Here is a 14,927-nt window from a genome sequence, read left to right as displayed (position 1 = left end):
AAAATAATACGCAGATGTATGGTGTCTCCCACCCTGTACACATCTCTATCTGCATTGACACCAAGTGCCACATCGCTTTTAAAATTTTCGGAACAGTTATTTTCGATTGATTGTAAATAATCAGCAATTCCGGTAAGCAATAACATTAACAAAACTAAAACGGGAAACCTCATTACTTTTGAGATTATGCTGTCGTAATGGGGAATATAGGTGTTTAATACGAATTTTCTGTATTCACTTAACAATACAATAGCAAAAAACAAAGGAACCTGCAATTCTTTGATTTGGATAACACACACCTGTAACACAGGTTCCTTCGGACCTTAAAAGCATTGTAATCAACTAATTAATGGCGCTTTAAGAGTCATGGGTTATTTTCCTTTATTAAGCGTAATACTTCCTTCAATGATGGAAAAATCGGTATGGAACGGATCAGATTCATTACCCGGAGTTCCGGAATGCACGTAAGCATTGGTAAAGATAGAACCGGTTGCCCCTTCGAATCGGCCAGTACCTCCGGTGAAAACAACCTCATCGTTGAAATAGCCCTGATAATAGCCATAATCACCGAATAATATCTGCCCGTCATCTACCCTAAAATACAATTCGTCTCCATTGGCCGCCACAAAGGCACCATCTTCCAGGAAGGAATAACTAAGATCTGAAAGATCTACACAGAACAACATGGTTGTGCTCATTTTACCTAAATGGGTCAATGTTCCTGCTCCGATCATGGATTCTTGCAACCCGCATTCGATCACAACTGGATCCATTGCTCGCATTACTGTAAATTTGCCTTTGAACGGCAGAGTTACAGTGTGGGATTTGTTCGATACATCCTGTTCTATTGCAGAGCTTTGCAGGTCTGAGTTTAAATCGCTTTCGGTGTTATTATCACAAGCTGCGATCATAAATATGGTAAACAGGGCACAGAAAATACATTTAATAGTTCTCATAATTTTTCTTTTGGTTAAACACTGTTTTAAACGGTATTTAAAGTTCACCCCTTTTCCTTCCTGAAACCTATTAATCATGTTCCAATCATCCTAATAAAAAAAGGAACATATAAATTATGTTCCTCCCTGAATATCTATTCTGCGCTGCTATTTTGGATTTACCACCCCTTAATCGACAATGAGATTCATCTTTTCCAATAATGCGATAAACCGCGGATCCTGACTAATCGAGGTAAATTCAGGATTGCTGTTCATTCTTGGAATCCGGTTATTTCCATGCTCAAATCCCAGCTCCAGATAGTCCAATGCAATCTGTTCCTCACCGGCTAAGGCATAGAGTTCAGCCAACCGATAATCATTTTGATAACCATGATCCTTCAACCATTCTGTGGTATATAATAAGACCTCTTTCATATCAGATCGGTCATGTATTCTTCGAATTTGCCGTTGCGGATTGTCTTCAGGATACAGAAAGGTCAGCACTTCATTAAGCACCGCAATCGCCAATACATCTTCTCCTTGCTTCAGATGAATATAAAATTTGATCCATAATGGCAGTTCCATGGTACTTATTTCCAAACTTTTATTACAGGAATTCAAGGCTTCTCCAAAATTCCCGTTTTTATACTCGCAGACACCACGAATATAGTTGAAGATCGAGACATTCGGATTTAGTTCCATCGCTTTAGTGATCATATTAAGCGCAGCTTCTTTTTCACCCAGAATATCCAGGAATTCCGCATAATACTGATAGCCGCTGGCATAATTAGGATTGAGCGCTATCGCCATTCTTAGTTCCTCCTCTGCTGATTTCCAGTCCCAGTCATAAAAGGTAGCAATACCTCCCAGCGTTGCGTGAACTTCAGCCAACTCATTATCTAACTCCAGAGCTTTCTGAGCAAATCGTTTACTCATTTCAAAACCCGCTACTCTGGGATAAAACCCCCACCAGGCAGAAATATAATAGGCATCGGCAAGTCCTGCATAACCCAGGCTAAAATTTTCGTCATTTTCAATCACCTGTTCAAAATACAGAATACTTTTCAGCAGGTCTTCCTCCGTTCGCCGACTCCAGAAGAACCGGCCTTTTAAATAGAGATTATAAGCCTCACGGTTTGTTGTATAATTCTTTCCAAGATAGTTAGCTTCCTTGTTCGTAAGTGCCAATTGCAACTCTCGGGCAATCTGACGGGAAACTTCTGTGGTAATATCCAATATATCGGTCAGATCCTGATTGTATTCCTGTGACCAAATGTGATTATCACTTTTGGCATCGATCAGCTGGACATAGATCCTAACTTTGTCCTCCTGATTCATAATACTTCCTTCCAAAACATAGGAAACCTTCATTTCCCGGGCAATTTTGGGAACCGACATTTCAGGCTGCCGGTATTGTTCTGAGGAGATTCTCGATTTAACCTTGAGGTCATGAACTTTCGACAACCGATTCAGGATATCTTCCATAATCCCATCTGCGAGGTATTGAATATCACGGTTGTCACTCAGGTTTTTCAGGGGTAAAACCGCTAAGGATTTGTCTGTGGGACCAGCTTCAGAATTACTACTCAGATATCCGGATACAAGCAAGATCAGCACAGCTAGCAAAACTACACTCGCTAACCCCAGGATGAGGCTGAGAATAATTTTCCTTTTGGAAGGTTTCAGATTTGAATCAGAGGGATCACGAAATTCTATTGCTTCACCAGCGGGTAATTTCATCAGAACACCCGGGGAACAGCCATAAAAATCATGAAAACATTTGATAAAGTACGAAGGACTCCCAAAGCCAACCTTATATGCAATCTCAGAGACTGTACCCACATTGTCCTGTAACATTTCGCGGGCTTTGATCAGTCGGATCTCCCGAATAAAATGACTGGCTGATTGATTCCTTATAGCTTTGAGCTTTCGGTGAAGCTGAGTTCTGCTAAGTTTGATACAGGTTGCCAGTTCATTTACACCAAAATTCTCATCAGCAAGGTTTGCTTCGACGACCTTACTGAGCCTCTCAATGAATTCTGTATCATTTAAAGAACTGAAATTCATAAACCCCGGCTTTCAAAATACTTAACTCCAGTAATTTACCCCTATATCTAAGATACGGATAAATTCAAAACTTCCTGACCGGCCATGATCGCATAATTATCAATGGCAGCTCACCTATTCTTCTTTGATCCATTCAATCACAAAGTCCATAAGATGCATCGGTATGGAATGTTTCCCTTCGAATTTCCTGTAGGTGACCTCATAACCATTTTCAAGTAAGAGATCTCTGCCATTCTCCGCCAGTGCTATCGGAACCAGCGTATCCTGTTCGCCCTGAATGATCAGAGTCCTGACCCGATTGCCCTCCCGAATATCATCATTCCCTAACCAGTCTGTATCGACCACAGAACTAAAAATTATCATCCCGTCAATCTTATCATAGTGATGGATACCGGTGAGATAGGTAATAATTCCTCCTTGTGAAAAACCAGCCACAAAGACCTTATCGATACGATAATTAGTTTTAAGATCGCTGATCACCTGCCCCATTTGCTTTTCTGTAGTGACTCTCATTGCGGCCTTTTCAAGGTCAGATGCAGGCCTTTCCAGCATAATTAACGATGAGATATCATATAGAAACCATTCATACCCCAATTTACCGTTATCCAACGGCACTGGATAGTATGCTTCCGGTGCTGCAAAAATAAATCCTGCATCAGTAAAAGGTTTACTCAGTGCAAGAAAACCTTCTGCGGAACTACCATAGCCATGCAGGCCAATTACCAGAGTATAGGGTTTATCGGGATCATAGTTATCCGGCAAATTAACTCTCGTAGGCGTATATGCCTCCGATCTGCTCCATAGGGTAGTATCTTTATTCGGAACATCATCCTGAGCAAAAGTTTGGTTCAACATTAGTGAACCTGAAAGAATAAATAAAATAAATACTTGTTTCAATGACTTCATATTGACTTAATTAAATGCAACAACTTGATTCAAGGATAAGTCAATGTTCATGAAATGGGAAGAATAATTCAATCTAAAGGTCAGCAATCATAGGAGCGATTTTGTTATCAGACTTTAGATTCTTACGACAGTATAAGATAAGAAAATAGTCGATAACTTTCTAAACCAGAAACATCACAATGCTGAACCTATAGTCCCACAGTATTCCCGATGCAGATAGCAGACCCGTAGAACTACCCAAATTATTATCAGGAAGTGTTATTTAAATGAATACCTTTCTTTTACACCATACTTCCTTCTTACATTTGGCCATGCATTCAAAAAGAAATAAATCGCACAGAAATTTAAAGCAACAACCGCATGTAAGGACTAATCCAAACTGTCATCAGTATTTTTATCGCTAAGCATGATACGCACTTATTTTGGCTATTCTTACCATTCGGGAGATACTCCTAAAAATCACTGTGATTTTTTAAATTTTCTGCATAGTCATATATTATCGATTGCAGCGATCCGAATTGCAATTGGAAGGGGCGGAAATATTCTCATGATTTAAAAGAATAATCAGCGACTGTTTTATTTGATTTCCTCAATGGGCGTATTCGCTTTAGAGTTAGAAATCAGTACTGCATAATCCAAAAATTCAGTGGTAGATTTTCCTTTTACCTGTTCTCCATTGGAAGTATCATCTTCCATTACAATTTCCATCAAATCGGGAATACCGTTGGAATAGGGTGTATTTTTTTGATTAAGTCGAAAAAGCGTAATATCCGAGTTTTTGGCATTCTTTAGATTCCCGATGCCGAGAAAATACTCCTTCTCATAATCTCCTATTCCATAACCCCCTTCGGTAGTGTAGGACTTGTAATTATTATGATCGTCATATACAATATCCCATAGTACTCGACTATTGGTCAAATACCCGATTACCGTAATAATTTTATTACGTTGATATATATTGCCTTCTATTAATCTTGTAAAAAAGGATGCATTATTTCCTTCTCTCTCCTTTTCTAAATGAAAAAAACCAAATCGAACAAATTGCCGTTTCCTGTCAAAATTGTAATACTCATTTAACCGGAGGTAGTTGTCATAGATTATTTTCTCGCGATTGGAGGAACTGCCAAAATTCTCAAATGTACTTTTTAGATTTTCTATAAGGTGATCAAAGACAAATTTATCTTTAATTACCGTTTCAAATTTTGCCGGATTTATTTCGTAATCCTCAACAAAATTTTTCAGTACTTTTTTCGAATAACTATCATAATAAGGTGAAAAATCAGTAGTATCAGATACTACCATATTGACGATTCCCAGTAATGATTTTTCCTGATTTTGTTTATAGTCAATAATTTCAAGCAGATGTTTACAGGTGTATTTATAGGAGACTAGCAGATCGATTCCTACAACGGTTAATTTGTGCTTTCCTGATAAATCATCGTTAAGTTCTTTAATTTTTTTCCATTTTTCATAGGTCTCTATACTTCGTTCCTGCGGTACCCTGATTCCATAATTATAGATCAAATCCTTGAGTAAAAGTGTATCTCCTGTTTGTAAATATTCATTGAAGAAATGTCCGATACTAAAATCAGTTTCCGGCAGATAATATTGTATTAAACCCTCTTTCGTTAAAGATCTGAGTAATGCATATTCGGTTTGTTCAGTTTTCGCACTTCCATGATAAGCTCCGAACCCAATAATATTGAAATCCCTTTCCGGAAAATCAAACGCTGAGGAATTTAAATCGAATCTGTTTTTTTCTAAATATGCTATTTTGGATTGGGAATAACCATGCAGTAGTACAAAGGTTAATAACATCGTAAATATCTGTGTTCTTTTGATGGGCTTCATTTTAAATTACTAATCCGGTATAAGTCTTTAGATCACCTATTAATACAAATATAAAATTGCACTAAGTTAACGATATTTATTACTTAACCGCCTTGAATTTCCTACATCTCATTCTCCTTTTTGATAAGATCCAGATCATCACCACTTAACCCCTCTATTTTCAGAATGTTCAGAATAAATTCGGTTTTACCCTCGATATAAGCCTCCATATCATTTGGATATTTCATTGCAAGCTCCCGCTTCAATGCACTATATTCTACAACCATTTGAGGATTTTCGAGCAGATGTTTTTTTAAAGCCAAATGATTACGTAAGCCTACACTGCCTTCTTTACAGAGGTAGAGATGATGTTTAAACCATTCCTTATTTGAATCGGTAACACGAACTTTTGAACTTCTTCTCTTAAAGGCTTCTCTTCCAGAAATCCCCATTTCGCCACAATGCTGATAGCCGAGCATTTCCAGTTTATCGATTACCCTTTTCATAACGGTATTATCATTACTGATCACAATATCCAGATCAATGACGGGTTTAGCACTCATTCCTGGAACCGCAGTACTACCCACATGCTCTATGTTTAGAATATCGTTTTCCAAATATTGGAGTAAATAGGCTTGTAACGATGAAAAATGCTTCTCCCACTGAAGACTAAAGGGTTCAATAATGATTGTCACGGTATTTTTCATTTTTCATTAAACGATGCCAGTTTTAAACTGGAAAGGTCATTCATAAAGTGTCATTATTTAGAAATAATTTCGATAAACTGAAGCAGATTATTGCCTGGATCTCTTATTATAAATGTTTTTATGCCAAATTCCGAATCGGTAGTAAGTTCAAAATGAATCTCAACTTGTTTTGCCTGTATCTGTTCATAGAGATACTCAATATCCTCCACCTGAAAGGCTAATTTATAAAACCCTCTTAATGGCTTCTCTCTAATATTGTAATCAGGTTCCAGTTCGTAAATGGAAAAGGAATTGTCTCTTTCCACCAGTTCAAACTGAAGATATTCATTGTTGAGAATTTCTATGTTTAAATTATTCAGTTCGGGATATGATATTTTATTTGTGGAAGTCACATCAAAAATGTCCTGATACCATTCAGAGGCACGCTCCAGATCGTCCACATAAATAGCTGCTCCAAAAGGCTTGATCGTCTGAGCTTTTGCCGGAAATACAGCGAATAAAAAAAGTAAATACAAAAACAGAATCCTCATGTGTAGACTATTATATTTCATGAAGATACAAAATTAAAATGGCTGCCTACAACTACTGACCTCGGGGTTCCGAAACCTATTCAGGCGGTACTTTTAAAAGGTAAAGGAATCGATCTGACCCATAAAACGAGATCCCGATCACAGGGTCAGTACGACAAAATCTGCTCTTAAGGGATCCAGTTCCTGGAGTAGTGTCGGTATTAAAGCATCTTCAAAGGTTTCATAAAACTCAGAAAAATTAGCGGTACGCTCCTGTAAAGAATCACCTGGAAATAAAGCATTGCGAAGGTCCATCATTCGGTTCACTTCATCCGATAATTTTCGCTTCTGTGCTTTAAGCAATCGCTTTTCCAAATGATCGAGCCCTTTCAGTTGTTTTACTTCCTGAGCCTTTACTGCACCCAAAAAAGAGGCATCAGTTTTCTCTGCCAGCTCATACATCGATCTAAATTGCTCTTTAAGAAGTTCTCTTTGTGGAGTAAAGTCAATATCGATATCGCTGATCTCTCTTACCTTTTTATTGATAAAACTATGATTGTTCAGGAACAACTGACGATCGCTAATATGTAATTTTTCAAGTTTCTCTGCCTGCTTTCCTTCCTTAATCAATACTGAATTGCGTAATAACAAAACCGGGAAAACCAGTGAAGCAGCATGAAAAGCTTTCTTTAACTGCAGCCAGTAAGCGAGTTCCCCCCCACCACCGATATAACACAGGTTAGGCAGGATCACCTCCTGAAACATCGGACGCATCAAAACATTTGGAGAAAATTTCTCCGGAGACGTATGAAGAAGATCGAGGAGTTCTTCCTTTGAATATTCCAGATCTGAATTATTAACCAAAAATTTATTTTCAGTTTCAATGATTCGTTCTCTTAAACCCTCATCCAGATAGAACAGATTAATCTCTCTCGGATTTACCTGAATCTTATAGGAACCATCGATGTCATTCAGTTTTGCATTACTTTCCGCTACATTTTCAGACACAAAATTCTCCTTTAATTCCTTTTCCATTACAGGAATAAAAAGTGATTTCAGCTTTGCATCATCTCCGTCAAGAATCACCAGTCCTTCGTTTCCAAAGAGTTCATTCACCAGTAAGCGAGTAGCCTTACTTAAAGTATACCCTTGCAAATACGCTTTTGTAAACAATTCCCGTAAGGTATCCGCTGCTTTACCCTGACCCAGTTCCAGATTGAAAAGTTCAAAAACCTCTTCAAGACCATTGGTCTCTATTCTACCTACAGCTCCTGCATTGTTATCAACGGCATTTTCAGGTCCCTGCCATTGAAACTTTTTCCCTTTATAATTGAAGTAATTGATCTCTTCAAAATCATGATCTTCTGTCGCCATCCAATAGACAGGAACAAAGTTATTTTCAGGATAAGCTTGCTTTAATCGCTTACAAAGATTGATCGTAGAAATAATCTTATAGAGAAAATACAGCGGCCCGGTAAAAAGATTCAACTGATGCCCTGTAACGATCGTGAACGTATTTTTATTTTCGAGAAGATCGAGATGATTTGCAGTTGGATCAGTTAACTGGATATCTGCATATTGTGCTCTTAAGGAAGTCACAAGAACCTCCCTTTGACCGGCGGTATAAGATTCCTTCTTCTCCTCGAGCTGTTTCCCGAATTCTTCAATCCCGGGGAATTGACCGTAAAGCTCCCTTAAAGGCTCATACTGATCCAGATAATCACAGATCAGGGTTGAAAAATATCCTGTTTCTTTAAAGGGAATATAGTTTGCTGGCATAGTCGTTTGCGAAATTCTTTAGGCGGTGGTTATCAGGACGTTTCGCTGAAAAATGAACGGGATCGTTACCGGTTCAAAAGAACTATTCTTCCGTCACATAACCTCACTTTCAAAAAAGTAAAGATAAAATACTTTGTACTTTCTATTCCTAAAAATTAGTTAAGATATAAACTACAAAATTAATTAGTAGATTTGAGAAAAGTATACCAACCTGACATGAATATTAAAACTGCGCTACTATTTATTTTTTTGTGTTCGATCGTAACCGCACAAAAGATTCAATCTCCTTCTGATTTTCTGGGATATCATCTTGGGAGTGAATTCTCCCGTCACCATCAGGTCATCGATTACTATGAATACCTGGCTGAAACCTTACCGGATCAGGTAAAACTGATTCCTTATGGCAAGACTTATGAAGGCAGGGAACTTTTATTAGCCGTTTTATCGTCTCCGGAGAATATCAGCAACCTTGAAACCATCAAAAAGCTTCATCAGGAGAACATGTCCGGGAAGGGAGATACCGACACCGCAATTGTATGGCTGAGCTATAATGTTCACGGCAACGAAAGTGTAAGTACAGAAGCCTCAATGAAGACTGCTTATGAACTACTTAAATCTCACTCAAACTGGCTAAAGAACACCGTTGTGATCATCGACCCCTGTATAAACCCTGATGGTCGTGACCGGTATGTGAACTGGTACAATCAAAATCGCAATCACCCAAATAATGTAAATCCCGATTCCAGGGAACATCATGAACCCTGGGCCTCTGGCAGACCAAATCATTACCTTTTCGATCTGAATCGCGATTGGGCCTGGCTTACACAAGTAGAAAGTCAGCAAAGAATAGCTCAGTTTTCGCAATGGGTCCCTCACATTCATGTCGATTTTCATGAACAGGGAATTAACAACCCGTATTTCTTTGCTCCAGCTTCTGAACCGATGCATGAAGTAATCACCGACTGGCAGAAAGAATTTCAGCTTATTATCGGAAAGAATCATGCCCGTTATTTCGATGCGAATGGTTGGTTCTATTTTACAAAGGAAGTTTTCGACCTGCTTTATCCGAGCTATGGAGACACCTATCCTATCTATAACGGAAGTATTGGTATGACCTATGAACAAGGAGGTAGCGGCAGAGCCGGCCTTGGAGTAATTACCGCTTCCGAAGATACCCTGACACTCAATGACAGGATCGATCATCACTTTACCACTGGTCTCTCCACCGTTGAAATGGCTTCTACCCATGCAGACCGCCTCATTACAGAATTCAGGAATTTCCACAGATCTCAGAATTATAAATATCACTCCTATGCAATGACGGGAGATCCTTCAATGATCAATACGCTTTCAAAACTTTTAGACGCCCACGGAATAACTTATGGATTTACTGATAAACAGATCGATGGAATAAAATTCAATTCCGAGGAAAAAGGAAGAATAGAATCAGGGAGCGAAAAATTAGTAATCAGTACCGACCAACCTAAGGGCACACTTGTAAAAGTGCTTTTCGAACCTAATACAAAATTATCAGACTCACTAACCTATGACATCACGGCCTGGTCATTACCCTATGCCTATGGCCTGAATGCCCTGGCTTCTGAAAAATTGATACCGACCGACCGTACTACTTCTCAATTTTCTCCGGAAATCGCATCGGGTACAAATATCTATGCCTATGTTACCGAATGGCATTCGATCAATGATGCTAAATTTCTCAGTGCTTTATTGACAAAAAATATTAAGGTACGTACGAACCATGAAGAATTCAGAATCGGGCAAAATGAATTTGACAACGGATCACTGATCATCACCCGATCCGATAACGCTTCCATCACGGATTTTGATACCCTGATCCCGGAGATTGCGAAGAAATTCAATAAATCATTGTTCACTACCAACAGCGGTTTCGTTGATAGTGGAAAGGACTTTGGGTCCAGTGCGGTGCAACTGATCAAAAATCCAAAGATCGCGATGCTTTCAGGAGGAAGTGTTTCCACGCTGAACTTCGGTGAGATCTGGCATTTCTTTGAGCAACAACTAAAGTTTCCTGTAACTGTAATTGACGATTCTTATTTCAATCGTGTCGACCTTAATCATTACGATATTCTGATCCTTCCCGAAGCGAACAACATCAGTGAACAACGCAGGGATCAAATTAAATCCTGGGTGAAAAAAGGTGGTAAACTGATCGCTATCGGCCAGAGTCTTTCTTCCCTGGCAGAGGACGAGGATTTTGGATTAAAGATCAAAGAACAAGAATCGAAAGAGGAAGAACCGGAACTACCGGTACCTTATTCGTCAAGACAGCGCTCCTATATCAAGAATATGATTACCGGAGCTATCTTCAAAACTAAAGTTGATAACACCAATCCGTTAGCTTACGGATATGGTGATGACTATTTTAGTTTAAAACTAGACGGTATAGCCTTTGAGACCCTAACCAATGGCTCAGCCGCATACATCGGGGCTGAGGCCAAGCCTGTTGCAGGATTTGCGGGGAGTGAAGCACTTAAAACTCAGGAAAACAGTCTCGTTTTCGGATCTACCGGAATGGGAAGAGGTACCGCTGTTTATCTGGTCGACAATCCTGTTTTCAGAGCTTTCTGGGAAAACGGAAAACTCTTTTTCGCCAATGCGATCTTTATGGTAGATTGAGGGCAGCGTTATGAGTTAAGAATTATGAATTATGAATTAAGAGTTGAGAATTGAGTGTTGAGAGTTGAGAGTTGAGCTTTTTAAGGGACTTTGAGAACGAATTTTAAAATTTGCGCTTTTTCTATGACAGTAATAGTTTTGAGACCAATGTTTGATGAAATATTGGCTTAAATCATATTTTTTCTATCAGGCAATGCGAAGCGAACCCAAAAAAGCAATGCGAAGCGAGCAGTAAGGTCACTTAAGGGAGTTTTGTGCCAGCAAAACAAACCGCGACACTAGGAAGTGAAGGCGCCAGCCTTCAGGATCGTCACGCCATCAAAGCCAAAGGCTTTGATGGCCGTCACTGGAGATAATCGATCTGGTAATCGCTCATATTCAATATAATACTCCCCGTCTTTGGGCCTTCCGCTTTCATCCTCTCCTTATCAACATCTGCCTCTTTTCCCATATAACTCAGAGGAATTCGAATCTTCTCGATCTCGAAGTTTACAATGATCTGTTCCGGCAAAGGGTCCTTGTTACTCCGGTACTTGAATTCCATCAGGTAAGTGCCGTGCTTACGGGTTGTGATTTCCGATTGCATAACCCGATTTCGTGCAGTATCGATCAACAAGGCAGCGATCGAAAAGTCAGCCCGACGGTCATCGGGAATTACATTGATCATCTTGCATGATACACCATTCACTACTTCCATCCCCCGATCTACGGTAATCACAGGATACTTTAGTAATTCTCCCAGAGTAAAATCCAATCCTTTGCGTGGAATCATGACAAAGTCTTCCGAATCGAAATCGATCATTTTTCCTTTTTCATATTTCATCACGGCATATTTTGCGGGCATATTTATAAATTCCACATCCAGTTTTAATTCCAAATTGGCTTCAAAACCGATGATAGAATCCATTCTGGCTTTAACCAAAAGCAGGTCCGGATCAACTACCTGAGCTGAGACCATGTTTACGGCCAGGTATAGAAAAGCACAAAGCATTTTTCTCATCCTATATCATTTTTTTTAAAGATAAACACACCTGCCAGTATAAACAATATTATATAGACCGTTAACAGTGATAAATTCATAAATATACGCGACCAGTCGATATCGAAGTAAAAGAAATATTGCCAGGTATCATTAAGCTTCGCAAAGAAATAATCATCAAAAATCGCATAACCGAGATCAACTTTGACCAGTAGGTTGCATATGATCAGGAAGAACGCAGCGACGATCCAGGTCTTGGTCGCCTCTTTAAAGATCACCGCAATGGTAAGGCTTGCTACTGAAAAGAAAACCATAGAGAAGGTTCCTGCAGCATAGGCCAGGCATAGTCTCTTAAGCGCATCGTCTGCCGAAAAGAAATTTAGGGTATCCAGATAAACGATAAGATCTCCGGATCCAAAAAAACTGTATGACAGGATAAAGCTGGAGAGTGCCATCATGATTACGACAAAGACGGTAAATACGATTGCCACCAGAAATTTCCCTGTAATAAATGCGGCTCTGGATACAGGCTGTAGCATTACCGTTTGGAGTGTACGATCCTTGTATTCTGAGGTCAGCATCCCGGAAATCACGATCATCAGGATCAGCGGCAAATGAAACCACATCGTATTCAAAATAAGATAGATCAGGAGATTCCCATTTACGAGATCACCTTCAAAATAGAAATTCTGTTTCAGGTTATCCAACAGGATATCGATGATATTCGTTCCCTGGTAGTATGCGGCAAATAATACAATACCTTCAATCAATAACAGGGCCCCCAGGGCATACCAGGTACGAGCCTGCTTTAGCAACTTATAGAGTTCTGTGGTAAAAATGGCAATTATCATTGAGGAGCGAAGTCAAAGAGTTTAACCATATCCAGTTCCGGTATGCAGGAATGAATCTTAATATTTTCCGAAGACAATCCCTTCAGCAATTCAGGAATACCGGAATAATCAATTTTGACACGTACACAATTCCCGATAAACTGAACGCTATAGTTTTTGAGCGTAACGGAACTATCCAGTCCTTCCCCGCATAGTTTAAAATGTTCCGTATGCTTTGCTATCAATTCGTTGCTCATGCCTTCCTTCACGATCTTTCCTTTACTGATCACATACAGCCGCTGGCAGGTGCGACTTAATTCATCGAGAATATGCGACGATATGATGATGGCCAGACCATGCTCCCGCGCCAAACCGAGAATAAGATCCCGAAGCCTCTCGGTGCCCATCGGATCCAGACCGGAAAATGGCTCGTCGAGTATCAGACATTTTGGATCATTAAGTAACGCTATGGCAATCCCCAGTCGCTGTTTCATCCCAAGAGAAAAATTCTTTACTGCATCCTTTCTATCGAGTGGGAGCCCTACTCTTTCCAGACATTCTTCCATAAAAGCCTGGTCAGGACGTATCCCCTGAATTCTGCAGAATACTTTAAGATTATCATAAGCATTCAGGTATTCGTAGAGTGCCGGTTTTTCAATGATCCCTCCTATAGTCTTATTCCCGGTTTTTTCGATATGAACGGTTCCCGAATCCGGGGTTATAAGTCCGAGTAATATTTTAAACAAGGTGGTTTTACCGGCACCATTTGCGCCTACCAAACCGCATACCTCGCCGGGTTTGCAATGAATACTCACATCCTGCAGTACTTTGAAGTCACCATAGGATTTGGAAAGATTAAGGCCTTCAAGGATCATAAATGAACGGAAGTTTGCAGCTTTCGATAGTTGTATTTAGCCTGGTAATTTCCTTCGAGGAAGGTTCTTGACCAGAAGTGATTTTTGAAGAAGAACAACGGATCATTGAGCATGAAATAAGGTACATAATGAAACCATTTCACGCCCTGAGACTTATAGTATTCCTTTACCTGATCTGCGATTCCTAATTCGTCGGCAGCCACAATTGCAGCACTACGCTGACATTTCGAGGTAATGTATAATCTTGCAATCTTGTCACGATAGCCATGTTCAAAGAATAGATCCTTTGCCCGTTTGTAGTTCTGGTATCTCGACCAACCATCGGCGAGCACCAAAAATATATGCACAAAAGAAAATAGAAAACAGATGGTCCAGATGGTAACGATCCACCAAGCTTGTTCCTTTTCCAATGAGCGCATTAGCAAACGATAAAAAACCCATGATTCCAAAATAAACAGGAACATCGAATAATACAATAATTTTCCTACCCGGATGTAAGACAGTAGTGGATGGGGTTGATATGGCAAGGATGCTAAACTCATTTAGTCAAAGTTAATTTTTTCTTAAATTAATTCAATAAATAACCCGACAAAAATGAATAAAATTCAGACATTCTGTTAATTACATTGAAATGTTTTAATAGAAAAATCCCGCTTTCTAAATTCAAGAATATTCAAACACGCCGAACCTACGTGTCAATCTGCATTTACCAACCCGTTATTTATTGATTTTTAATATAATACAAAATTTTAATTATCTTTAGATTTAAATTTAAATACTGACAAAAAAAATCAAAATGATATATGTCAGTTCCCAAATTCTTCTCTGAATAAGCCCTTTTCTACCTGTAAA

General features: G+C 39.2%; 12 protein-coding genes. 1 reads left to right on the top strand and 11 read right to left on the bottom strand.

Annotated elements, in window-relative coordinates; genetic code table 11:
- Positions 1–371 precede the first annotated feature (371 nt).
- From DMZ48_RS15785 to bshC, 7 genes are all read right to left on the bottom strand, one after another.
- Positions 372–956, bottom strand: coding sequence for a hypothetical protein (locus tag DMZ48_RS15785; protein ID WP_143956137.1), 585 nt, complete (start codon positions 954–956; stop codon positions 372–374).
- Positions 957–1,124: 168 nt separating this feature from the next.
- Positions 1,125–3,002: a helix-turn-helix domain-containing protein gene (locus DMZ48_RS15780; protein WP_143956136.1), complete on the bottom strand. Its 1,878-nt coding sequence runs from the start codon at positions 3,000–3,002 to the stop codon at positions 1,125–1,127.
- Positions 3,003–3,116: 114 nt separating this feature from the next.
- Positions 3,117–3,908, bottom strand: coding sequence for an alpha/beta hydrolase (locus DMZ48_RS15775; protein ID WP_143956135.1), 792 nt, complete (start codon positions 3,906–3,908; stop codon positions 3,117–3,119).
- Positions 3,909–4,484: 576 nt separating this feature from the next.
- On the bottom strand, positions 4,485–5,759 hold the full coding sequence (locus DMZ48_RS15770; protein WP_143956134.1) for a TraB/GumN family protein: 1,275 nt from the start codon (positions 5,757–5,759) through the stop codon (positions 4,485–4,487).
- 101 nt (positions 5,760–5,860) lie between these two features.
- Positions 5,861–6,445 (bottom strand): GrpB family protein, encoded by a 585-nt coding sequence (locus DMZ48_RS15765; protein ID WP_143956133.1) that lies wholly within the window; start codon positions 6,443–6,445, stop codon positions 5,861–5,863.
- A 53-nt stretch (positions 6,446–6,498) separates the two neighbouring features.
- Positions 6,499–6,975: a VOC family protein gene (locus DMZ48_RS15760; RefSeq protein WP_162558740.1), complete on the bottom strand. Its 477-nt coding sequence runs from the start codon at positions 6,973–6,975 to the stop codon at positions 6,499–6,501.
- A gap of 138 nt (positions 6,976–7,113) precedes the next feature.
- On the bottom strand, positions 7,114–8,733 hold the full coding sequence (gene bshC, locus DMZ48_RS15755) for a bacillithiol biosynthesis cysteine-adding enzyme BshC (protein ID WP_143956131.1): 1,620 nt from the start codon (positions 8,731–8,733) through the stop codon (positions 7,114–7,116).
- Positions 8,734–8,949: 216 nt separating this feature from the next.
- Here bshC and DMZ48_RS15750 point away from each other — a divergent pair, with 216 nt between their 5' ends.
- The gene (locus DMZ48_RS15750) at positions 8,950–11,391 is read left to right on the top strand and encodes a M14 metallopeptidase family protein (protein WP_143956130.1); all 2,442 of its coding nucleotides are present in this window, start codon (positions 8,950–8,952) and stop codon (positions 11,389–11,391) included.
- A 343-nt stretch (positions 11,392–11,734) separates the two neighbouring features.
- On the opposite strand, the gene DMZ48_RS15745 is transcribed toward DMZ48_RS15750, so the two are convergent.
- The 4 genes from DMZ48_RS15745 to DMZ48_RS15730 are packed head-to-tail and all read right to left on the bottom strand — an operon-like array spanning position 11,735 to position 14,617.
- Positions 11,735–12,391 (bottom strand): hypothetical protein, encoded by a 657-nt coding sequence (locus tag DMZ48_RS15745; RefSeq protein ID WP_143956129.1) that lies wholly within the window; start codon positions 12,389–12,391, stop codon positions 11,735–11,737.
- The gene (locus DMZ48_RS15740; RefSeq protein WP_143956128.1) at positions 12,388–13,221 is read right to left on the bottom strand and encodes an ABC transporter permease; all 834 of its coding nucleotides are present in this window, start codon (positions 13,219–13,221) and stop codon (positions 12,388–12,390) included. Before DMZ48_RS15740 ends, DMZ48_RS15745 begins: the two co-directional genes overlap by 4 nt.
- Positions 13,218–14,075 carry an ABC transporter ATP-binding protein gene (locus DMZ48_RS15735; protein WP_143956127.1) on the bottom strand — a complete coding sequence of 286 codons (858 nt, stop codon included), beginning with the start codon at positions 14,073–14,075 and terminating at the stop codon, positions 13,218–13,220. The genes DMZ48_RS15740 and DMZ48_RS15735 overlap by 4 nt, the downstream gene beginning before the upstream one ends.
- The gene (locus tag DMZ48_RS15730) at positions 14,072–14,617 is read right to left on the bottom strand and encodes a hypothetical protein (RefSeq protein ID WP_143956126.1); all 546 of its coding nucleotides are present in this window, start codon (positions 14,615–14,617) and stop codon (positions 14,072–14,074) included. The genes DMZ48_RS15735 and DMZ48_RS15730 overlap by 4 nt, the downstream gene beginning before the upstream one ends.
- Positions 14,618–14,927 lie beyond the last annotated feature (310 nt).

The organism is Robertkochia solimangrovi, assembly GCF_007279655.1.
In the GTDB taxonomy this organism is placed as follows: Bacteria; Bacteroidota; Bacteroidia; order Flavobacteriales; family Flavobacteriaceae; genus Robertkochia; species Robertkochia solimangrovi.
This window is presented reverse-complemented; position numbering and strand designations above follow the sequence as displayed.